We start from the raw sequence: 21572 nt of genomic DNA, 5'->3' as shown, positions 1-21572 counted from the left end.
TCCGAAGCCGTATGGGAAGCCCCGGAAGGTTCCTGGGCTTCGTCCGCTGCCCGCCGTCGCAACATGCAGGCGATCCGCAGCCGCGATACAAAGCCGGAATGGCTGATCAGACGTCTGGTGCACGCCCAAGGGCTCCGCTACCGGGTGGCAGCACGCCCCATACCAGACCTTCGCCGGACGGCCGACTTGGTCTTCCGCCCAGCGAAGGTCGCGGTATTCATTGACGGCTGCTATTGGCATGGCTGCCCTGAACATTACGTGCCGCCTAGAACGAACTCCGGTTACTGGTCGGAGAAGGTGCTGCGTAATGTGAAGCGGGACCGGGACACGGATCAGAGGCTCAGTGACGCGGGCTGGCTCGTGCTCCGGTTCTGGGAGCACGAGCAGTCAGTGGCTTGTGCCGACAAGATTGCCGCGACGGTCCTCGCGCGCAGGCGCGGGAGTGGCTGTCGCTGAAATTGAGAGTTCCATTTGGCGTGGAATGTCATCCAGGGCAGCTGAGCCCGAGGAGTCGATGTTGTAGTTGCTAAGAAGTTCTTCCCGGTGCTCCGGTCGCAGAATAGCAGCGATTGCGCGGCCTACGGCCTCAGCGACCGGCGGAGGGAAGGCATTTCCCACTTGCCGGTACTGTGCTGTCTTTTTCCCCTGGAACCGCCAGTTTCGCGGAAATCCTTGGATGATGGCGGCTTGCTCGACGGTGAGCATAGGGCCGTTCTCCCGGAACAAGTCCCGTTCCGGGTCGCATGCTTTCGGGTCGTTGGCCACCCCCATGGCGTCAACTCCCATTGCTGCCCATGCCCTCTTCGCTCGCGTGGGTCCAAGGTCGGCGCCGCCGTGCTTCCTGGATCCACCCACCAACGTGGGGGCAACGCCGCGGCCGGCGGCCACGGACTTCCGGGCCGCGTCGAGCCAGTCGTTGTAGACGTCCTCGCCTGTCCGCTGTCCGGGCTTGGCCGGCTCGCCCCACTTGTTCTTGTCCCAGTACGGAAGACACCGTTCCCGCATTGTCCTTTTGAGGCTTTCTGCGACAGTGGCTTCGTCGCCCTTGATTCCCAGCGGCCAGCAGAATTCATTTACGCCGGGCTTTGAGAAATCCTCACGGATGGCGACTAGGATGGCTCGAGGGCGCAGTTGAGGGACGCCGAAATCCTTCGCATCGAGTCGGCGCCACACCTTTCGCATCTCGAGATCCTGGGCTTCTGGAGAAAGTGAAGCGTCAACGTTGGGGACTGTGTAGCCAGCGCGGCGCAATCGATCGAGGATCTTGCCCCTGTATTCGATGAAAACCTCGGGCGGCTCAAGGATCCCCCGGACATTTTCAATCATGACTGCTTTGGGGGTGAGTTTTTCGATGATATTCAGAGCTTCCGGGAAAAGGTCGCGCTCATCATCTTCGCCCAGTCTTTTTCCGGCCAGGGAAAAAGGAGGACAAGGGACGCCGCCCGCGAAGAGGTCGAGGGTATCGTCTTTGAGATCAAGGCCCTGGCATGCGTCTGATGTGAGAAATTCCTTGACGTCCATAGGATCCAGGGCTTGGGCCTTTTGCGGCGTCCACCCGGGCCAGCGTCCGACGTTTGCCCGCAGTGTACTGACCGCGTGCTGGTCCCACTCGACAAGTGCCAAGTGATCAAATCCGGCATTGTGCAGCCCCACGGCCTGCCCACCGGCCCCCGCGCAGATCTCGATCGAGGTCAGTGGCGTGGTGAACTGCGGACGCTTCTGGCCGCTGGGGGGCATGCCGCTCCTTCTGGGGATGAACCATCGTGCTGAGGAGGGACCGTGGCTGTAGACGGGCGCTCCGAACCAGAGTCTCGCATTTACCAGGCTCTCCCTTGGCACCAGTAGGTGACCGCCGGATACCAGGCTGGCGAGACTAGCCCTCGGTTGCGCGCAGCGCAGCGGGCAGAGGGCGATTTTAAGGGGTGTACAGAAAAACGTTGGCCGTTCTAGACGCCCTCGCCCTGGTAGCCCCCATGACACCCGCTGTATGAGTCCTCCGACCCACACCAACAACCCGCCCCCGACTGCGGCGGCCAAGCCACAGCCCTCCCCCGTGCCGCCAGCGTCGTCGCGTACTGCGGGAGCAGCGTCGCGTCGTCCGGGGACGACAGTTCCGATGCCGCGAAGGCCTCGTAGGAGGGGACCGTGCCCGTGACGATGCCCAGGTTCGGGGTGCCGGAGGAGGCCAGTTCCCGGAGGGCGGACTCTATGGTCGCGAGGTGGGACTCGTGGGTCGGGTACTCCGCCGAGAGTGACGGGTACGCCTCCAGGAGTTCGGTCAGTTCCGTCGCCGGCCAGTGGAGGATCGCCACCGGGAAGGGGCGGGAGAGGGCCTCTCTGTAGGCGCCGAGTTCTGCTCGGAGGCGGAGGATTTCCGCTTCCAGTTCTGCCGGGTTCTCCGAGCCCAGGGACCAGACGCGCTTGGGGTCGTGGAGTTCGTCCAGGGTGATCGGGAGGGAGTGGACCGTGTCCGCCAGGGCGTCCCATTCGTCGTGGGACTCGCCCAGCATGCGCCGTACGCGGTGGCGGCCGAAGAGCAGGGGGTGGGTGGCGTAGGGGGGCTCCGCCACGTCCGTCAGGAGGCGGTGCACGGCCTCCGTGAACGTCTCGTGGGCCGCTTCCAGTTCGTCGTGGTTCTCGAGGGCTTCCGCCGCGATCACCCAGGGGGCCGGGTCCTGGGGGGACGCCGAGCGGACCCCCTCGATGATCGCCCTGGCCTCGGCCTCGTGGCCGTACTCCCAGAGGTTCGAGGCCTTGAGCGCCCGGACCAGGTGGGGGTTGTCCAGGTCGGCTGCGGAGGACAGCAGACGGTCGTAGAGCGAGGACGCGGTGGGGCGGTCGCCGGAGAGTTCCAGGTGGGCCGCGGCCCGTAGCAGCAGGGCCTCGGCGTCCTCGGGATACAGGCCGGCGGTCCGCTCCAGGCGTGCCGCTTCGGCGGTGTGGTCGACGTTTTCGGCAGGCGTGTCGGGGCGCATGGGGGACACCGTACTGCCGGGAGGTGACGAGCGTGAGAGATGTGCAGGCCAGACCGCTGATCTGCCCGGATTCCCCATGCTCGCCGTCCCGGCTCTACGGATCGCCCCGAACCGCCGCCGTGTCGTCCGTCGCCGGTCTACAGTGTCACGCCGTCGATTTGGAGCGTTTGGACCGCCTTTGCCGCGAACGGGACGCTTACCGACTTTCCGTTCAGGCGGAGATCCGAGTGCGGTGTGTAGAGGTCGCCACCGCCCGTTGTCACCGTGTTCCAGCGGGGGACCACGCCTCCGGAGCCACCCGTCACCGTCGAGAAGCGTGAGAGGTCGAAGGTGAGGGTCTGGGCGGAGGTGGCCGTGTTCACCGCGACGATCACCAGGCGGCGGGATGCCGCGTCGTACGCCGCCACCGCGTAGCTGACGCCCGTGTCCAGGATCGTCATGCCGGGGCGGATGTGGCGGCTGAACTGGGCCAGTACGTAGTGCTTGGTCTGGACCGTGGTCGGCTGGAGGGTGTTCGCGTCGTAGGCGATCATCGCCCAGCCCGTCGACGGGTCCATGACCTGCCAGTAGCACCAGGCGGTGGGGTGCAGCCAGCGGAAGTCGTAGCAGAGGTTCGACGCCAGGGTCAGGCCCGTGCCGTCGCTGTCGCCCGTCTCGGAGTTCCACAGCTTCTTGCGGGACGTCGTCACGACGTCCGTGTAGAGGAGGTCGCGGCGGCCGCCCGAGCCCTGGTAGCCGTGCACGTTGACCTGGGAGACCAGGGCTTTGGTGGAGGAGTTGAAGGAGGACCAGGTCGAGCGGGCCGTGTCGATGTTCGTTTCATCCGAGGCGGCGATGCGGAGGCTCGTGAGGCCGCGCTTGTCCAGCTCGCTGCGCATGTAGGGGAGTACGGCCGCCTGGACCGCGGGGTCCATGTGGCAGCCCTCCTGGGTGCCGGTCGCGGTCCACCAGGTGGAGGCCGGCTCGTTGAAGGGGTCGACCGTCGCGAAGTTCACGCCCCAGTTGTTCTTCGCGTACAGGGCCGTCGCCGCCAGGTGGCTCGCGTGCTGGCGGTAGTTCCAGGTCTGGAGGTTGTTGCCGCCGCCCGCCGCGCCCGAGGGGTTGTGGTTGGCGCACATCCACCACATCGGGGAGTTGGCGAAGAGTTCGGTGATCGCGCCGCGCTGCGTCGCCTTCATCAGCATCGCGCGCTGGTTGGCGTCCGCCGACCACTTCCAGGCCGAGGACGTCGGGTCCTCGTTGTTCCAGTCCTGCCAGAAGCCCTCGATCTGCTTGAAGCCCGGGATGTTGGGGGACTTCGCCATCGTCTCGCCGCCGACGCTGTTCCAGCTGCACGCGCCGAGGTTGTAGCGGGCGATGTTGAGGCCCAGGCCGGGCAGGGAGCGGCCGTTGTACGTCACCGACTTGGTGGTGAAGAAGAGGTCCGCGAAGTCGTCCCGGGCGCCGAAGACGTTGGCCCACCAGGCGAGGGAGGTGCCCCAGCCCTCCCAGGTGCCGTAGGTGGTCGAGGGGGTGACGGCGATCGTGGCGTCCGCGTGCGCGGTGCCTGTCGCCAGGGCGCTGCCGAGGAACGTACCGCCTGCTGCGGACAGCAGGGTTCTGCGTCGTATCACGGCTCCTCCGTAGGGGAGTTCAGGGGAGTGTGGGGGCAGGCGCCGGTGCCCCTGGCCCGGGCGTCGCGGGACGGCCCGTCCATGGCATCGAGAAGCATCGGGTGTGACGGATGGGTTGTCGAGAGTTGTGACGAACCTTTCTCAAACCCGTGTACGAAGTCGCGGACGTACTCGGAGGGGTGATCCTGTATAACGAAGAGCAGGACATACACATGTACGAGAGGAGGGGCCGGCGATGATCCGCGGTTGGACGAGTCCGCGTCCCGCACTCGTGCTGCTCTTCCTGGTCCTGGAATTCGCGCTGCTGGACACCGCCGGCCTCACCGCCACCGTCGCGCTCGCGGCGACCGCCGCGGCCTCGGCCGCGCTCGCGGTCTGCGCCGTCATCGCCGCGCGCTGCGCGCCCGCCGTGCCACGCACCCGGGTACGTACGGCCATCCGCGACCGTGACCTGCGTACGGCCTTCCTGCCGCAACGCGACCCGGACGCCAAGGGGCGCCCCCGGCCCCGGGCACCCGGACACGCCCTCCGGGCGACCTTCGCGTAGGGGCACCACGCATCACACGTAGCTGACCCCGCGCGGGTCGTCATGCCGCCATGAACCGCTTCCGGCACGACGAGACCCCCGGAGGGCTCACGCATGTCCGTCTTCGCCAACCTGGTCGAGCACCTCGCCGACCTGCTCCAGCCGCTGTTCGGCGCCTCCGCGGCCGCCGCCGCGATCGTCCTGTTCACCGCGCTCGTACGACTGCTCGTCCACCCCTGTCCCGGGCCGCCGCGCGCGGCCAGAAGGCCCGGACCGCGCTCCAGCCGAAGATCGCCGAGCTGCGGAAGAAGCACGGGAAGAACCCCGAGAAGCTGCAGAAGGCCGTACTGGAACTGCACGCCGAGGAGAAGGTGTCGCCGCTGGCCGGCTGCCTGCCCGGGCTGCTCCAGGTGCCCGCGTTCTTCCTGCTCTACCACCTGTTCTCCAGCGACACGATCGGCGGGAAGGCCAACGAGCTGCTCGGCCATGAGCTGTTCGCCGCGCCGCTGGGGGCGCGGTGGGCGGACGCGCTCAGCGGGGGTGGTGCGCTGAGCGGCGCGGGGCTCGTCTACGCCGGGCTGTTCGTGATCGTCGCCGGTGTCGCGGCGTTCAGCTACCGCCTGAGCAAGCGGATGATGGCCGCGAGCCCGGCCCTGCCGGCCGGTGAGGGCGCCCCGGTGCCGGGTCTCGGGGCGATGACCAAGGTGATGCCGTTCATGTCGTTCTTCACGCTCGTCACCGTGGCCGTGGTGCCGCTGGCCGCCGCGCTGTACGTGGTGACCAGTACGACGTGGAGTGTGGTCGAGCGGGCCGTCCTCTACAGGTAGTCCCCAGGTAGTCCCCAGGTGGTCCCAGGTAGTCGCCAGGTCGTCCCCGGTGACGGTCCAGTACGTGAACTGGGTATTGCGGAGTGACCTCCCACCTTGGAGGATCGACCAGTCCTCCGATGGCTGCCCCGGCCGCATCCGGTCGCACGCGTCGGCGGGCGCCCGCGATCGAGGGAGACGTGATCATGAAGCTGCTGCGAGTCGGTACGGCGGGGGCGGAGCGGCCCGCGCTGCTCGACGCCGAGGGGACCCTGCGGGACCTGTCGGGCGTCGTCGCGGACGTAGACGGCGCGCTGCTCGCCGACGAGGCCGCGCTCGGCCGGGTCCGGGCCGCCGCGGACGCCGGTGAGCTGCCCGCCCTGGACGCCACCGGGCTGCGGATCGGACCGCCGCTGGCCCGGATCGGCAAGATCGTCTGCATCGGGCTGAACTACCACGACCACGCGCGTGAGACGGGTGCCGAGCCGCCCGCCGAGCCGGTCGTCTTCATGAAGGCTCCGGACACGGTCGTCGGGCCGCACGACACGGTGCTCGTGCCGCGCGGGTCCGTGAAGACCGACTGGGAGGTCGAGCTGGCCGTCGTCATCGGGCGTACGGCCAGGTATCTGGGCTCTGTGGAGGAAGGGCTCGCGCATGTCGCCGGGTATGCGGTGGCGCATGACGTGTCCGAGCGGGAGTTCCAGATCGAGCGGGGCGGGACCTGGGACAAGGGGAAGAACTGCGAGACGTTCAACCCTCTCGGGCCGTGGCTGGTGACGGCCGACGAGGTGCCGGATCCGCAGAATCTGTCCCTCAAGCTGTGGGTCAACGGGGAGTTGAAGCAGGACGGGACGACGGCTGAGCAGATCTTCGCTGTGGGGGAGGTCGTGCGGTATCTCAGTCAGGTCATGACGCTGTATCCCGGGGATGTGATCAATACCGGGACGCCGGCGGGGGTCGCGCTGGGGGAGCCTGAGCCTAAGCCGTACCTCAGGGCCGGGGATGTGGTCGAGCTGGAGATCGAGGGGCTCGGGCGGCAGCGGCAGGAGTTCAAGGACGCGTAGACGCTCCGCTGGGTGAGCCGGGGAACTGCGGTGATCTTTCGGCCGCGGGCCGTCCGTGGTTGGTCGCGCAGTTCCCCGCGCCCCTGAAAAGAGGTCAGCCCAGCAGAGCTGCCAGGTCGCGCCAGGCCTTCCTCGGGAGGGCGTCCCTCGCGGAGCCGTCGATCAGCTGGAGGGCGAGGTGGTCCGCGCCTGCCTCGAAGAACGAGTCGATCTTGGCGCGGATCGCGGTGTCGTCGCCCCAGGCGAACAGCGCGTCGACCAGGCGGTCGCTGCCGCCGTTCTGGAGGTCGTCCTCGGTGAAGCCGTGCCGCAGGAAGTTGTTGGTGTAGTTCGGCAGCGGCAGGTAGATGCCGAGGAACTCGCGGGCCAGGGCGCGGGCGCGGGCCGGGTCCGTCTCCGGGACGACGCCGAGCTCCGGGGCCAGCAGCGGGGCCTCGCCCAGGATCTCGCGGGCTTGCGCGGTGTGTTCGGGCGTGACCAGGTACGGGATCGAGCCCGCTGCCCGGTCGCGGGCCAGCCGCAGCGACTTCGGGCCCAGGGCGGCCAGGAGGCGGCGGTCCGCAGGCACTCCGGCGGTGTCCAGGCCGTCGAGGTGGGCTACCAGGGCCGAGTAGGGGCGGGCGTACTGCTCCACCCGCTTGGCGTGGCTGACGCCGAGGCCGAGAAGGAAACGCCCGGGGTGGGCCGACTCCAGGTCCGCGAAGGCCGTGCCGGCGGCGTCCGGCTCGTGTTGCCAGATGCTCTGGATGCTGGTGCCGACGGTGAGCTTCGAGGTCGCCTCGACCAGCGGGGCGGCGTTGGCGGCGGAGGAGTTGCCGCCCAGCCAGACGGCACCGTAGCCGAGTTCCTCCAGTTCGGCGGCGGCCTCGGCGAGCTCGCCGCGCCGGTCCGGGTCCTCGGAGCGCAGGCCTACGCTCCAGATGCCGTACCGGCCGATGGTCTCCTTCAGGGCAGTGGTCATCGGTTGCGATCCCTCCGGTTGGGCGCCGTGTTCGATCATGTCTACGGCGGTGCCAACCAGAGGGATGCCTCGCTCATTCCGGCTCGCTCATTCCGGCTCGTTCTTTCCCGCCCGCTAGCGGTCCTTGCTCAGGAACTCCTCCAGCGCCTCCACCACGAACCGGTGGTCCTGGAGCTGCGGAAGCCCGGACACCGTCACCGCGCCGATCACGCCCACGCCCTCGACGGTGATCGGGAAGGAGCCGCCGTGTGCCGCGTAGGTGTCGGGGTCGAGGCGCGAGGACTCCTCGAACGTCGTGCCCTTGGCGCGGAAGCGGGCGCCCACCAGGTAGGAGGCGGAGCCGTAGCGCTCGACGACCCGGCGCTTGCGGGCGATCCAGGCGTCGTTGTCCGGGGTGGAGCCGGGCAGCGCCGCGTGGAAGAGCTGCTGGCCGGCGCGGTGGATGTCGATGGCGAGCGGGGCCTGCCGCTCCCGGGCCAGTTCGACGAGGAGCGAGCCGAGCGCCCAGGCGTCGTCGTGGCTGAACTGCCGGAAGACCAGGCGGCGTTCCTGCGTCTCCAGTTCCTCCAGGCTCGGCGTGAGCTCCGGGTGGAACTTGGGGCCGAGTTCCTGGTGGTGCGAAGGGTTGTGCGAGCTCTTGTGCGTCACAGCGTCACCGTCACCTTCTCGCGGGCCGAACGACGAGCGGCCTCCAGTACGTCCAGGGCGGCGGCCGCCTCCAGCGCGGTCACCGGGTTGGGACCGCCCTCCAGCAGGGCCTTCGCCACGGCCGCATAGTAAGCGGGGTAGTCGCCGGGGAGGGTGGGTTCGGGGCTGCCGCCCCCCGTCACCGGGGACTCTCCGGAGCCCACGCGGCCCCACTCCGACTCGGGCTCGACGCCCCAGCCGGGGCCGGGGCGCAGGCCGTCACGGAGGGCCGCCTCCTGGGGGTCGAGGCCGTACTTGACGTAGCCGGCGGTGGAGCCCAGGACGCGGAAGCGGGGGCCGAGCTGGGCCGTCGTCGCGGAGACGTAGAGGTGGGAGCGGACACCGCTGGTGTGCGTGATCGCGATGAACGTGTCGTCGTCCGCCTCGGCGCCCGGGCGGCGGATGTCCGACTCGGCGTAGACGGAGGCCGCCGGGCCGAAGAGGGCCAGAGCCTGGTCGACGACGTGGCTGCCGAGGTCGTAGAGCAGACCTCCGATCTCTGCCGGGTCGCCGGACTCGCGCCAGCCGCCCTTCAGTTGCGGGCGCCAGCGCTCGAAGCGGGACTCGAAGCGCAGGACGTCGCCCAGCTCGCCCTCGTTCAGCAGCTTGCGCAGAGTGAGGAAGTCGTTGTCCCAGCGACGGTTCTGGAAGACGGAGAGGAGCAGGCCGCGCTCCTCGGCGAGGGCGGCGAGCTCGCGGGCCTCGGCCGCCGTGCCGGCGACGGGCTTGTCGACCACGACCGGCAGACCGGCCTCGATGGCGGTGGTGGCGAGTGGCACGTGCGTCTTGTTCGGGGACGCGATGACGATCAGGTCCAGCTCGGCGGCCCGGTCGAACAGCTCGTCCGGGGTGGCGGCGAGGCGTACGTCCGGGAACTCGGCACGGGCCTGCTGCTGCCGTTCGGGGTTCGAGGTGACCACCGTGTCGAGGGTGAGGCCCTCGGTGGCGGCGATCAGCGGGGCGTGGAAGACGGAGCCGGCGAGGCCGTAGCCGACGAGGCCGACGCGGAGGGGTGTGCCAGTCATGTCCCCACTTTCGCAACGCTGTTGCCAAAGTGCAAGCGCCGGGGACAATGGGGGGCGTGAACAGGGCGGACGACCGTACGGGCGGGATGGGCGGCATGCATGGCACCGGAGGTGGGGTGAACCTGCTCGCGTTGCGCAGCCACAACGCGGCGCTGGTCCTCGACCTGCTGCGGACGGCCGGAGCCGACGGCATCAGCCGGCTCGAACTCGCCGAGCGCACCGGGCTCACCCCGCAGGCGGTCAGCAAGATCACGGCCCGGCTGCGCGAGGACGGCCTCGCGGCGGAGGCCGGACGACGGGCCTCCACGGGGGGCAAGCCGCGGACCGTGCTGCGGTTGGTGCCCGAGGCGGGTCATGCCGTGGGCGTCCATCTGGACCGGGACGAGGTGCACGCCGTGCTGGTGGATCTGCGGGGGCCGTGGTGGGGGAGCGGCGGGCCCCGCTGGACCTCGGGGCCGGGGCACGGGCCGTGCTGACGGCGGTGACGGAAGCGGTGCGGGAGACGGTGGCCGGGGTGCTGCCGACCGGCCTCGACGAGGCGCTGCTGGGGGTGGGTGTGGCGCTGCCCGGGCCGCTCGACCACGCCCGCGGGGTGCTGCACCGGGTCACCGGATTCCCCGAGTGGGACGGCTTTCCGCTGCGGGAGGCGCTGGCGGAACGGCTCGGGGTGCCGGTGGTGGTCGACAAGGACACCAACGCGGCGGCGCTGGGCCTGGCCGCCGGGGGCGAGGGCGGCTCCTTCGCCTATCTGCACCTCGGCACAGGGCTGGGGGCCGGTCTGGTGATCGGCGGGACCGTGCACCGGGGGGCCAGGACCGGGGCCGGGGAGTTCGGCCACCAGGTGATCCAGCTGGACGGCCCACCCTGCACTTGCGGCGACCGCGGCTGCGTCGAGGCGCTGTGCCTCGGTGCGGTGGCTCGCGGCGACACGGAGGAGGCGGCACGCGTCCTGGGCGCCGGGGCGGCGAACCTGGTGGGCCTGCTCGACATCGACGTCGTCCTGCTGGGCGGCCGCACGGTGGCCATGGCTCCGGAGGCGTTCGTGCGGGGGGTAGGGATGGTGCTGGAGGCCAGGGCGCGGCGGACGGGCCAGGAGGCCGTGCCGGTGCGGGTCGCCGCCGGGGGTGGGCGGGTCGTGGCGGTGGGCGCGGCTCAGCTGGTGCTGGGGCCGGTGTTCGGGCGTGGGGGTGGGTGAGGGGAGCGGGCGGCTGTGGGGCGTCGCCAGGGCAGTGGTCCTTCCGGCCTCCGGGCCCTGCCCCAAGGTGTGCGCGTACGGGCATGTTCATCCCGTGGCGCTTTCGGTAGACGTAGATCGGTTGATCGGCTGTCCGGTTCTGGGGAGAAGGAGAAGACATGCGGGCCTTCCACCAAGGGCATGCCGGTGCGGCCGGCCGGGCGGCGGGCGGATCGTCCGCCAGGCCACAGGCGTCACCGCTCAGCGCGGCCTGGATCCGGCATGTGCAGCGCGTGGCCGCGGCGGGCCACGACACCCATGAGGTGGCACCCGAGGCCGAGCACGCCCAGGTGCAGCGGGCCGCCCTCGACCGGGCCCTCGGCTCCCCGGCCAGGCCCATGGAGCCGGGCCTGCGCTCCGAGATGGAGCAGCGCTTCGGCGGGACGGACTTCGGCGGCGTCCTCGTGCACGACGGGCCCGCGGCACGCGAGTCGGCGGCGGTCCTGGAGGCCAAGGCGTTCACCAGCGGTCGTCATGTCGTCGACGGCGGCGGGATGACCAAGAAGGACTGGGCGCACGAACTGGCCCACTTCGAGGACCAGCAGGCAGGACCCGTGCCGGGCACGAACAACGGCGCGGGCGTCAGCATGTCCGCCCCGGGCGACCCGGGCGAACGCCACGCGGAGACGAAGGCGGACCGGGTCATGAGCGGGCCCGTACCCGTGCAGCGCACCGCCGCCGGCACCCGGAAGGCCGCGGCCGCCGGCTGTGCGGGCGGGGACGGCTGCGGCGGCGACGGTACGGCGGTCCAGCGCCTCCATGTCATCAAGGCCGGCTCGACGGGGTACCCCAAGAAGGAGCCCGACTCCGACGACTTCTTCGTGGGCCAGGACACGAACGACCAGGGCAGCTGGTTCGACGAGCGCTCCCCTTACGCGCCGCCCAAGCCTCACCTGGTCTACGCGGGCGAGGTGGACCTCGCCGTGTCGGACGGGTTCGACCTGGCCGTGGAGCACGCGGGCGACGGCAAGGAACCGAAGAACTTCTTCGCCACCGACAAGCAGCTCAGCGCGTCCATCAAGAACCTCCCCGGCGCCGGCCAGAAGCGCGGGCTCTCGCTGTCGAAGACCGGCCGGACCCTGACCATCGAGGGATCGGGCCGCAAGGTCGTCCTCCACGAGGTGGAGCCCAAGTACCGCAAGGAGAAGGGCGGCGAGAAGACCAAGGGCCTCGACGTCCTCACGCCGCAGCGCTGCAACAGCATGCTCGGATTCGTCACCGGGAAGTCGGCCATGTACCTCGAGGCGGACAAGCGCTACTGGGACACGATCGAGAAGTTCCTCGTGCGCATGGAGCCCGAGGGCGGCTGGAAGGGGAAGTTCCAGGAGGCCATCGACGGCGGCGACACGGCCGGATACGACCGGATCGCCTTCGGCATGAGCGGCCGATTCCAGGAGCTGGTCAGGCAGTCCCCCCAGAACGCCGAACGGGTGCTGCGGGACCTGGAGGCCAACCAGCACGCCGCCATCCCCAGGGTCGGCGACGGAATGGTGACCATGGCCCGGCCCGACGCCGAGCAGCACGAGACGCGTCTGCAGGCCCGGCGCGAGGGCGCCGACAACCACATGGACTACCACTACGGCGGTGTGGTCGCCGTGAGCGGCAGCGACTACATCACCATGGAGAACTACGCGCGCGAACAGCACAACGACAGCTTGAACACCCTCGATCGCAACGACCCCCTCTGGTATTTCCGGATGTACGGCAAGGAGGCCGGCCGGACGTGGCACGAGGGCTGGACCAGCGCCGCCGGCAACGGATTCCTGGGCGCGACGCTCACGCTGACCCTGCGCCACTGAGCGGGACCGCGGATGCCGCCGGCGCGGAAACCACCCGACCCCAAGGTCGTCGAGCATCTCCGGCACGCCCAGCGGTGCGCCGGCAACGCGGCCGTCGTCCGCATGCTCCGTGCCGGAGGGGCGAGCGGAACGGCCTGAGAGCCGCTCCCGGGGGCCGGCTGTCCGCCGACCGGGCGGATCCGCGCCGCCGTTCGGGGGCCTTTCCGGGCCACGTCGCTCGCGATCGCCCACATCCGGCAATGTCACATCTCCATGCGACTCTGCACGCCCGTTCACCTCTGCCTGGCGGCGGCAGCCGCCGTCCTGCTCCCTGGTGCCCACCCGGCGTACGCGGACGATCCGGCGCCCGCCTGTGCCGCGCCCGACGACCACACCTTCCCGCTCACCACCCGCGTCCACGGCGGCCCGGACTCCTACGTGGCCGGGGGCGGCTACGGGACCTGGTACCTCGACCTGACCAACACGACCGACCGGACCTGCACCGGGATCCATCCAGTCGTCGTGCTCGTGGACGACAAGCGGGTTCTGGAGCCGTCGCAGCCCCGGCTGGAGTTCTTCGAGGGGACGCGGTCCCACACCGTGCGGTTCGAGAAGAGCGGTGAGGACGAGCTCGTCGGGGCACTGGCCGACGACGAGGACCGGTTCGCCGGGTTCACCGTCGGGCCGGGGAAGACCGTCACCGTGAAGGTGCGGCTCGCGGTCACCTCGGACGCCGTGCCCAACGACGTCACCGCCAACGCCGCCGTCGTACAGCGGCACGACGACGACGGCGACTGGGTCGGGCAGTCCAACGACTACCGGTTCGGAATCGACGGTGATGCCCCGGTCGACGGTGGTGACGGGGAGATCGACGGCGGTGACCCGGAGGCCGACGACGGCACCGACTCCCCGCTGGAGACCGAGCCGAGTCCGGACGCCTCCGTCCCGCCCCGCGAGGACCGCTTCCCGTTCGCCGAGGAACTCGCCCGCACCGGAATCGGCGTCCGGGTCGCCGCGGCCGCCGCGGCGCTGATGCTCACCGGGGGCGGGGTGCTGCTCCTGGCGCGCCGACGCCGCTGAGGCAGCCGTCCCTCGGCGCGGGGCTCTGCGCCGTCCCGCCCCTCGGGACGCCGTGACCGGCCCGTTCCACATGATCCGGCCACTGTTTAGGCTGGGGGCACGCTGGACCGGACGCGTACGGCAGGAGATCCCGCACATGGCAGACCGCAAGCCCATCGAGTCGTGGCTCACCGACATGGACGGTGTGCTCATCCACGAGGGCGTGCCGATCCCCGGCGCCGACGCCTTCCTGAAGAAGCTGCGTGAGTCCGGGAAGCCCTTCCTGGTCCTCACCAACAACTCGATGTACACCCCGCGCGACCTGCACGCCCGGCTGCGCCGCATGGGCCTGGAGGTGCCGATCGAGAGCATCTGGACCTCGGCCCTGGCCACCGCCCAGTTCCTGGACGACCAGCGGCCGGGCGGATCGGCGTACGTCATCGGCGAGGCGGGCCTGACCACCGCGCTGCACGACATCGGCTACATCCTGACCGACCACGAGCCGGACTACGTCGTCCTCGGCGAGACCCGCACGTACTCCTTCGAGGCCATGACGAAGGCTGTGCGGCTCATCCTCGGCGGCGCCCGCTTCATCTGCACGAACCCCGACGAGACCGGCCCCTCCACCGAGGGACCGCTGCCCGCGACCGGGGCGGTGGCGGCGCTGATCACCCAGGCGACCGGCAAGAAGCCGTACTTCGCGGGCAAGCCGAACCCCCTGATGATGCGGACCGGGCTGAACGCCATCGGGGCGCACTCCGAGTCCAGCGCGATGATCGGCGACCGTATGGACACCGACGTGCTGGCCGGCATGGAGGCCGGGATGCAGACGTTCCTGGTGCTCACCGGCCTGACCCGGCCCGACCAGGTCGAGGACTTCCCGTACCGGCCCTCGCAGGTACTGGACTCGATCGCGGACCTCGTCGACCGGGTCTAGCCGACCGGCCCCGCAAGGGCAGGCACCCAAACCCGTCGCCACCCGATCGGAGCAGTCGCCGCGTCCCTGAGGATGCGGCGACCCACCGTGCGGGGGAGGCTCCAGGCATCTGGAGGTTCACGATGGGTTCCCTGAGAGTCACTCTCTGTGCGAGTGTCCTGGTCGCGGCTGCCCTTGCCCCGGCGGCGTACGCGGCGGACGCGGGGGGCGTCTCGGTGACTCCGGCGACCCCCGCACCCGGCAGTGACGTCGCGCTTCGCGTGACCGGCTGCGCGGCGCGGACGGCCGTCGCCGCCTCGGCGGCGTTCGTCGCGGACGCCCCGCTCACCGTCACCGGCGGTGAACTCATCGGCGAGAGCCGTGTCCCCTCCACGCTCAGGGCGGGGACCTACACCGTGAAGATCACCTGCGGGGGCGACGAACGGACCGGCACGTTCACCGTCCGCGAGAACCAAGAGAACCAAGAGAGCCGCGAGAGCCGCGAGAGCCGCGAGAGCCGCGAGAGCCGCGAGAACCGCGAGAACCAAGAGAGCCGCGAGAGCCGCGAGACCCGGGAGGGTGAGGGCCCGCCCGCGTCCGGGGGCGCGACCGGAGCGGCCGGCCAGCCACCCGCCCCGGGGACGGGCGGTCGGCAGCCCCTGCCCGAGGGCGGCGGGCCGTCGCCCAAGCCCGAACTCGTAGACGAGGGCCTGCCGTCCGCCTCCAAGCAGCCCAGCGCACACGCCTCCCCCATCGCCCCCGTCGAGGCGGGCGGTGGCGGCGCCGCCCACCTCATCGCCGCCGAGGACCGCGGCACCGGACCCGGCACCGTGCAGAGCGTGACCGGGCTGGTCCTCGCGGGCGTGGCCGCGGTGGCCGTCGCCCTGGGCAGTGTCCGCCGGAAGCGCGAAACGGGCGGAGCAGGCGGAACGGGCGGAACGAGGGGAACGGACTGACCATGTCCGACCTCGACCTGGACCGGGTGTGCGGACGCCCCTCGGGCACCGGGCGCCTGCTGGCCGGTGTCGCCTGGGTGGTCTTGCTGCTCGGGCTGTGGCTCTGGGGCCGTGAGGTGACCGACGTACGGCACGGCATCTCCGCGCCCACCACGGGCGACATGGCAGCGGCCGGACGCCCCCCGGACGTGAAGCTGCCTCCGGCGCACCGCCCGCTGAGCGACGCGCTGCCGCAGCGCGTCGACATCCCCGGCATCGGCGTCCAGGCACCGGTGGTGGCACGCGGCCTGAACCGGCGCGGGGCGCTCGATCCGCCGCCGTACGACCAGCCGGGCGTGGTCGGCTGGTACGCGGGCGGGGTGGCACCCGGGGCGCCGGGGACCGCGCTGCTGGTCGGCCACGTCGACAGTGAGACCCGGCCCGCCGTCTTCTACAAGGTCAGTGCCCTGCGGCCGGGCCAGACGATCCGGGTGATCCGGGCCGACACCAAGGTCGCCGAGTTCACCGTCGAGTCCGTCCAGGTCCTCACCCGCGACCGCTTCGACGCCCACCAGGCCTATGGTCCCCGCCGCTCGGGCCGGGCCGAACTGCGGCTGGTCACCTGCGGCGGCAGCTTCGACCGTACGACCGGTGGCTATACGGCGAACGTGGTGGTGTCGGCGTACCTCACCGGTACGGGACTGTAGTGGAGGGTGACCTGAGTGGTGGGTGGAACTCCGGCGAGAGGCCGGATCGGGCTGTGAAGGCTGGAGAACCAAGGGGCCGTCAGGGCCCAGGTGCCGCGGGACGTATGTCAGGATTGAGACTTGGAACGGTGCACCCAAGGGGGAGTTGGATGTACGGCAGCAGGGGGGCCGGGACGACCGCCGGGAGGCGGATGTCCGCAGTGGTGCTGGGGGCGGCATTGCTGATCACGGGGTGTTCCTCCTCCGACGGAGGAGACGAATCGGACGGCGGCGCGGACGCGGGCGCCGGGATCACCCAACAGCCCAAGGAAAAGGCCCCCTACTGGGTCAACCCGGACGGTACCGCGGCCCAGCAGGTCGCCGCGCTGGAGAAGTCCGGCAAGAAGCAGGAGGCCGAGCAGATCCGCAAGATCGCCGAGCAGCCCGTCGCCGAGTGGGTCGGCCCGGACAACCCCGAGGAGCAGACCCGGGGCTTCACCGAGGCCGCAGACAAGGCCGGCCGTACGGCCCTGCTCGTGCTCTACAACATCCCGCACCGCGACTGCGGCCAGTACTCCCAGGGCGGAGCCGCCGACGGCGACGCCTACCGCGAGTGGCTCGACGGCGTGGCGGCGGGCATCGGCGACCGGTCGGCCGCGGTCATCCTGGAACCGGACGCCCTGCTGCACCTCGTCGACGGCTGCACACCGGAGCAGTTCCACGAGGAGCGCTACGACCTCCTCAAGGGTGCCGTCGCCAAGCTGAAGTCGCTGAAGAACACGAAGGTGTACCTGGACGCGGGCAACGCCGGCTGGGGGCACCCCGACCAGATCTTCGACCCCCTGAACCGGGCCGGCATCGACCAGGCCGACGGCTTCTCCGTCAACGTCTCCAACTTCTACGCCACCGACAAGTCCATCGCCTACGGCAAGCAGCTCTCAGCCAAGGTCGGGGGCAAGCACTTCGTCATCGACACCAGCCGCAACGGCAAGGGCCCCTACAGCCAGGGCAACCCGGACGAGCGCTGGTGCAACCCGCCGGGCCGCGCGCTGGGCGAGACACCCACGACGAAGACGGCCGACCCGCTGGTCGACGCCTATCTGTGGGTCAAGCGCCCCGGCGAGTCGGACGGCGAGTGCAAGGGCGGCCCGAAGGCGGGCCAGTGGTGGTCGGACTACGCCCTGAAGCTGACCAAGGCCAGCTCCTAGGCCGGCCCGGGCAGACGAAAGGGGCGCTCTCCACACCGGAGAGCGCCCCTTTCGGTTAGGAAGAGCAGGAAGAACTACGGCACCTTGACCCACTGGGCCTTGCTCGGCGTCCCCTTGGCGTCCGTGACGAACAGCATGTACCAGCCCGCCTGGACCAGGTTCCGGTTCTTCGGCACGGTCACGGTCAGCTTGTCGCCGGACGCCTTGAAGTCCAGGGCGATCGACCGCTGGTCGACGTCCGTGACGTGGGTGGCGGCGCTCGGCCGGATCAGCCGGACCTTCTTGACCAAGGACGCGCTCGACGAGGTGAACGTCCCCGTCCCACCGCGCTCGATGGTCTGCGGCCCGCCGGACAGCGAGGGCCGCTCCCCGTCGCCGTAGAGGTACGGCGGCGTGTAGATCTCGATGCGCTGCTCGAACTCGCCCGGCTTGGTGTTGGCCTTGTCGCCGTACAGCGAGTCCGAGCCGAAGAACATCAGGCGGCCGTCGGGCAGCAGGATCGACCCGGAGTGGTAGTTGCGGCCCACCAGCGGGTCGGCGACCCGCTTGAGCTCGTTCTTCTCCGAGTCGTAGAGGTGCGCCTGGAAGATGTTGGAGTCGCCGCGACCCCGGTAGTCCTCCGAGCCGCCCGAGATCAGCACGTTGTCGTCGGGCAGGATCGAGGCGTTCGGGTAGCGGGTGCCCTTCTCCAGGGACGGGCCGTCCTCGAAGCTCGGGTCCGCGTCCTTCAGGTCGACGATCCGGGTCTTCTCGCTGGACTCCTTGGACTCGCCGACGCCACCGCCGCCGACCACCATGTACTTCTCGTCCTGCGCGGGCGGCAGCAGCACCGTCCCGGACGTCTCCATGAGCTTGGGGTCGCTCAGCCCCGGGATCTTCGCGAACTTGTTGGTGTCCACGTCCCAGACGCCCGGCTCACGGCCCACGTCGTCCGGCCCGTAGCCCGCGTTGGAACCCGAGTAGAAGACCTTGCCGTTCTGCATGAGGAACAGCGCCGGGTAGGTCGGGAACTGCCGGACCTTGCCCGTGTAGGACCACTTCTTGGTCTTCGGGTCGAAGACCTCGTTCTTGCCCGGGACGAGCTGCCCGATGTCGTCGAGGCCGGAGACGCTGAGGATCTTCCCGTCGCTCAGCGTCGTGAGCGTCGGGTACCAGCGGGCCTCCTTCATCGGGTCGACCTTGATGTACTTCTCGGCGACCGGGTCGAACTCGAAGGCGTCCCGGATGCCCTGGAAGTCCTTCTTGTCGAGGGCGAGCTTCTGGGCGATGCCGTAGGTGTTCTTGGCGTCGGCGCCGCTCAGGCCGTGCACCTTGTAGTTGTCCTGCGTGCCCGTCTCGTACTTCTGGCCACGCTTCTGTGCCTCGACGTAGATACGGCCGAGACCCGGGTCGTTGCGCAGGAACCTGCCGGTCGCCTTGTCGAAGACCTTCTTCGCGCGCGGCACGAGTACCGGGTCCTTCGAGACGAAGGTCTTGCCGTTCTCCTTGCCCGTGAACCTGGTGCCCGCGGGCAGGGTGATCGGCTCGTCCGGGTTCTCGTTGTGGACGATCATCAGGCCGCCGGCCTTGGTGACGTCACCCTGGAGCTTCTCGTACCGCTTCGTGCCGCCCGCGATCAGCAGATTGCCGTTGGCGAGCTGGGTGTGGCCGGTGCAGAACAGGTCGGCGGGCGTGGGGACCTTCTTGATGGTGCCCTTGACCGGGTCCCAGATCCGGGTGTCGAACTTCTTCGCGTCGAAGTTGTCCTGGTTGTTGCCCGACCCCGCGACGAGCAGCACCTTGCCGGTGCGCAGCAGCGCCGCGTGGATCGTGTTCTGCCGGTACTCCTCGGGGAAATCGATGATCTCCCACTTGCCGTTCGCGGCCTTGTACTCCGGCTTGTTGATTGTGTACTGGTGGTATTTCTCGGTTCCGAAGCGGTAGAGCCACGGCCCGTTCATCCCGGCCAGCGCGAGTACCACCGCCGTGCCGATCGCGAGTCGACGGGCCCGGCGGCGGCCTGCACGGTCGTTCATTCCTTACGTCCCCCAAGTCCACCAAGGGCGATCTGCATGGTCTGGTCGGATCCCCCGACCTCCCCGTCGCCGCCGGGAGAGGCGGCCCAACTGGGCTTGTGCTGCGGGGCGTGCGACGTCGGCTGCTGCGGGATGGGCAGCGGCTGCGTCCGGTGCGGCCCCGCGGAGTCCTGCGGCTGCTCCGCGGCGGGTTCGGCGGGCTTCTTCGCGTCCTGCTTCAGCTGCCAGCGCCAGGCGAAGACCGGCGAGGCGGTGATCAGCAGCGCGAACGTCGCCCAGATGATCATCGCGGGGTGGGCGTGGCCGAAGACGAAGCCGGCGGCGATCGACCCACCGAAGATCGCGACGAAGTACCAGTGGTAGCGGAACGTCCCGAACCAGCGGTCGGGGCTCGCGGAGTCGCCCTTGGGCGTGACCACGAACTTGCTCTTGCGCCGCAGCACGGAGTCGATCAGCGCCTTCGCGTACAGCGGCGCCGACAGCGCGGACATCACCATGCCGGCCACACCGCCGGAGCCCTCCGGCTCGTGCGGCGAGACGTTGTGCCGGCGGTTCCAGACGTACAGGCCGATCTGCAGCGCGGAGGCGTTGCCGTAGAGCATCAGCCACACGGCCGGGTCGATGTTCACACCCGAGGCGCCCAGGCCCAGGAACAGGCAGCAGCTCAGCGCCGCCAGGATCCAGTTCAGGGCCGACATCGGGTAGAAGATGATCATCATCGTGTAGTTGAAGAGCTTGCTCGGCGGCAGCGAGTACCAGCCCTTCCAGTACTGCCCGATGATCGTCTCGTACGTCCCTCGCGACCAGCGCATCTGCTGGGTGAAGAAGTCCGTCCAGGCGCTGGGGCCCTCACCGACCGCGAGCACGTCCGGCGTGTACACCGAGCGCCACTTCTTCCCCGTCGCCGGGTTCTTGTGGCGGTGCATCTCGAAGCCGGTCGCCATGTCCTCGGTGATCGAGTCGTACAGACCGCCGATCTGCTTGAGCGCCCTGATGCGCACGGCGTTGGAGGTGCCGACGAACATCGGGGAGCCGTAGCGGTTGCCGGCGCGCTGGATCAGCGCGTGGAAGAGGAACTGCTGCGACTCGGCGGCCTTCGTGATGGCGTTGTCGTAGTTGCCGTAGACCTGCGGGCCGATGACGAAGCCGACGTCCGGGTCGCGGAAGAAGCCGAGCATCCGCTCCAGGTAGTTGGGCAGCGGCACGTGGTCGGTGTCGACCGAGGCGAAGAAGTCGTAGTCGTCGCCGTGCGCCTCGAGCCAGGCGTTGTAGTTGCCGTGCTTGGTCTTGGCGCGGTGCGGGCCCTTGGCCTGGTTCCACTTCGCGACGCCCTTGCGGGAGAAGTGGTGCACGCCGAGGCGCTGGCAGACGGCCTTCACATCGGGGTCGTCGCCCTCGTCGAGCAGCCAGACGTGCATCAGGCCCCGGTGGCGGATCTTCACGGCGGCCTCGAGGGTCTTCGTCACCATGTCCAGCGGTTCCTTGCCGGGCACGAAGGAGGTGAGGAAGGCCACTCGGGTGCCGGTCTCGGGCACCACCGGGATCGGGTCGCGGGCGACGAGCGTGGCGTGCGCGTTCGACAGCACGTTCATGCAGCGGAAGAACTCGATCAAACCGATCGAGACGAGCATGACTATGTCGAGCGCGGGCAGCCAGTCGAAGGCCGGGTAGTCGCGCTCGGTCCAGTGCTCGGGCTGGAGCAGCCAGAACAGCAGGACCAGGGACAGCACCGGGGCCGCGGCCAGCATCAGGGCGACCCTGATGCGGTGCGGCTCCTGCGAGATGAGCGAGCGGTACTGCACCTTGTACGGCTTGTTCGGATCAGGCTGGGTGAGGGGACCCGCGAGCCGGCTGTAATGCTCGTAGTCGTATCTCGGCAGATTCTTCTTGATCCGCCGGAACGTCCCCGTCGTGCTCATCCGGTGCCCCGGCACCCTGAGCTGAGTGGTCTGGGACGGGTCGTGGTCCTGCCGGGCACCCGTGGGCCTCGACGTCATGAGTCATCCCCCCACACGCGGACAGCCGCGTGTTTCGTCGCTTTCCTTCCGTCAATGAAGGTCCCCCTCGACCTTCACAGACGTACC

Annotated in this window: 17 protein-coding genes and 2 pseudogenes; 11 read left to right on the top strand and 8 right to left on the bottom strand. The window is 69.7% G+C overall.

Going from position 1 to position 21572, the window contains the following annotated elements; translation table 11 throughout:
- Positions 1-63 precede the first annotated feature (63 nt).
- A complete protein-coding gene (locus ACQEV8_RS16410; RefSeq protein WP_432960840.1) occupies positions 64-456 on the top strand; it encodes a very short patch repair endonuclease in 393 nt (130 codons plus the stop codon).
- Here ACQEV8_RS16410 and ACQEV8_RS16405 read toward each other — a convergent pair.
- The 3 genes from ACQEV8_RS16405 to ACQEV8_RS16395 form a co-directional block, all read right to left on the bottom strand.
- On the bottom strand, positions 388-1737 hold the full coding sequence (locus ACQEV8_RS16405; protein WP_432960839.1) for a DNA cytosine methyltransferase: 1350 nt from the start codon (positions 1735-1737) through the stop codon (positions 388-390). The genes ACQEV8_RS16410 and ACQEV8_RS16405 overlap by 69 nt on opposite strands.
- Positions 1738-1946: 209 nt before the next feature.
- Positions 1947-2975: a hypothetical protein gene (locus ACQEV8_RS16400; RefSeq protein ID WP_432960837.1), complete on the bottom strand. Its 1029-nt coding sequence runs from the start codon at positions 2973-2975 to the stop codon at positions 1947-1949.
- A gap of 137 nt (positions 2976-3112) precedes the next feature.
- Positions 3113-4588, bottom strand: a complete 1476-nt coding sequence (locus ACQEV8_RS16395; protein WP_432960835.1) for a beta-1,6-galactanase — start codon at positions 4586-4588, stop codon at positions 3113-3115.
- A 235-nt stretch (positions 4589-4823) separates the two neighbouring features.
- On the opposite strand from ACQEV8_RS16395, the gene ACQEV8_RS16390 reads away from it, so the two are divergent.
- From ACQEV8_RS16390 to ACQEV8_RS16380, 3 genes and pseudogenes are all read left to right on the top strand, one after another.
- On the top strand, positions 4824-5135 hold the full coding sequence (locus tag ACQEV8_RS16390) for a DUF6412 domain-containing protein (protein WP_432960833.1): 312 nt from the start codon (positions 4824-4826) through the stop codon (positions 5133-5135).
- 93 nt (positions 5136-5228) lie between these two features.
- Positions 5229-5941, top strand: a pseudogene (locus ACQEV8_RS16385) (YidC/Oxa1 family membrane protein insertase).
- Positions 5942-6126: 185 nt separating this feature from the next.
- Complete coding sequence (locus tag ACQEV8_RS16380) at positions 6127-6984, top strand: fumarylacetoacetate hydrolase family protein (RefSeq protein ID WP_432960831.1); 858 nt, start codon at positions 6127-6129, stop codon at positions 6982-6984.
- A gap of 94 nt (positions 6985-7078) precedes the next feature.
- Here ACQEV8_RS16380 and ACQEV8_RS16375 read toward each other — a convergent pair whose 3' ends face one another.
- From ACQEV8_RS16375 to ACQEV8_RS16365, 3 genes are all read right to left on the bottom strand, one after another.
- Complete coding sequence (locus ACQEV8_RS16375) at positions 7079-7945, bottom strand: LLM class F420-dependent oxidoreductase (RefSeq protein WP_432960829.1); 867 nt, start codon at positions 7943-7945, stop codon at positions 7079-7081.
- A gap of 114 nt (positions 7946-8059) precedes the next feature.
- The gene (locus tag ACQEV8_RS16370) at positions 8060-8593 is read right to left on the bottom strand and encodes a heme-degrading domain-containing protein (protein ID WP_215121148.1); all 534 of its coding nucleotides are present in this window, start codon (positions 8591-8593) and stop codon (positions 8060-8062) included.
- The gene (locus ACQEV8_RS16365; protein ID WP_432960827.1) at positions 8590-9657 is read right to left on the bottom strand and encodes a Gfo/Idh/MocA family oxidoreductase; all 1068 of its coding nucleotides are present in this window, start codon (positions 9655-9657) and stop codon (positions 8590-8592) included. The genes ACQEV8_RS16370 and ACQEV8_RS16365 overlap by 4 nt, the downstream gene beginning before the upstream one ends.
- Before the next feature lie 95 nt (positions 9658-9752).
- Here ACQEV8_RS16365 and ACQEV8_RS16360 point away from each other — a divergent pair.
- The 7 genes and pseudogenes from ACQEV8_RS16360 (at position 9753) to ACQEV8_RS16330 (ending at position 17473) form a co-directional block, all read left to right on the top strand.
- Positions 9753-10852: pseudogene (locus ACQEV8_RS16360) on the top strand (ROK family transcriptional regulator).
- A 158-nt stretch (positions 10853-11010) separates the two neighbouring features.
- A complete protein-coding gene (locus tag ACQEV8_RS16355; protein WP_432960825.1) occupies positions 11011-12690 on the top strand; it encodes an eCIS core domain-containing protein in 1680 nt (559 codons plus the stop codon).
- Between the two features lie 252 nt (positions 12691-12942).
- Positions 12943-13749, top strand: a complete 807-nt coding sequence (locus ACQEV8_RS16350; RefSeq protein ID WP_432960823.1) for a hypothetical protein — start codon at positions 12943-12945, stop codon at positions 13747-13749.
- 136 nt (positions 13750-13885) lie between these two features.
- On the top strand, positions 13886-14665 hold the full coding sequence (locus ACQEV8_RS16345; RefSeq protein WP_311125899.1) for an HAD-IIA family hydrolase: 780 nt from the start codon (positions 13886-13888) through the stop codon (positions 14663-14665).
- A gap of 122 nt (positions 14666-14787) precedes the next feature.
- Positions 14788-15600: a hypothetical protein gene (locus tag ACQEV8_RS16340; protein WP_432960821.1), complete on the top strand. Its 813-nt coding sequence runs from the start codon at positions 14788-14790 to the stop codon at positions 15598-15600.
- 2 nt (positions 15601-15602) lie between these two features.
- Positions 15603-16286: a class F sortase gene (locus ACQEV8_RS16335; protein WP_432960819.1), complete on the top strand. Its 684-nt coding sequence runs from the start codon at positions 15603-15605 to the stop codon at positions 16284-16286.
- 149 nt (positions 16287-16435) lie between these two features.
- On the top strand, positions 16436-17473 hold the full coding sequence (locus tag ACQEV8_RS16330) for a glycoside hydrolase family 6 protein (RefSeq protein ID WP_432960817.1): 1038 nt from the start codon (positions 16436-16438) through the stop codon (positions 17471-17473).
- Positions 17474-17547: 74 nt separating this feature from the next.
- Here ACQEV8_RS16330 and ACQEV8_RS16325 read toward each other — a convergent pair whose 3' ends face one another.
- Positions 17548-19488 carry a kelch motif-containing protein gene (locus ACQEV8_RS16325; protein WP_432960815.1) on the bottom strand — a complete coding sequence of 647 codons (1941 nt, stop codon included), beginning with the start codon at positions 19486-19488 and terminating at the stop codon, positions 17548-17550.
- Positions 19485-21485: a glycosyltransferase family 2 protein gene (locus ACQEV8_RS16320; protein WP_432960813.1), complete on the bottom strand. Its 2001-nt coding sequence runs from the start codon at positions 21483-21485 to the stop codon at positions 19485-19487. Before ACQEV8_RS16320 ends, ACQEV8_RS16325 begins: the two co-directional genes overlap by 4 nt.
- Positions 21486-21572 lie beyond the last annotated feature (87 nt).

Source organism: Streptomyces sp. CA-179760, from assembly GCF_050937045.1.
GTDB lineage: Bacteria > Actinomycetota > Actinomycetes > Streptomycetales > Streptomycetaceae > Streptomyces.
This window is presented reverse-complemented; position numbering and strand designations above follow the sequence as displayed.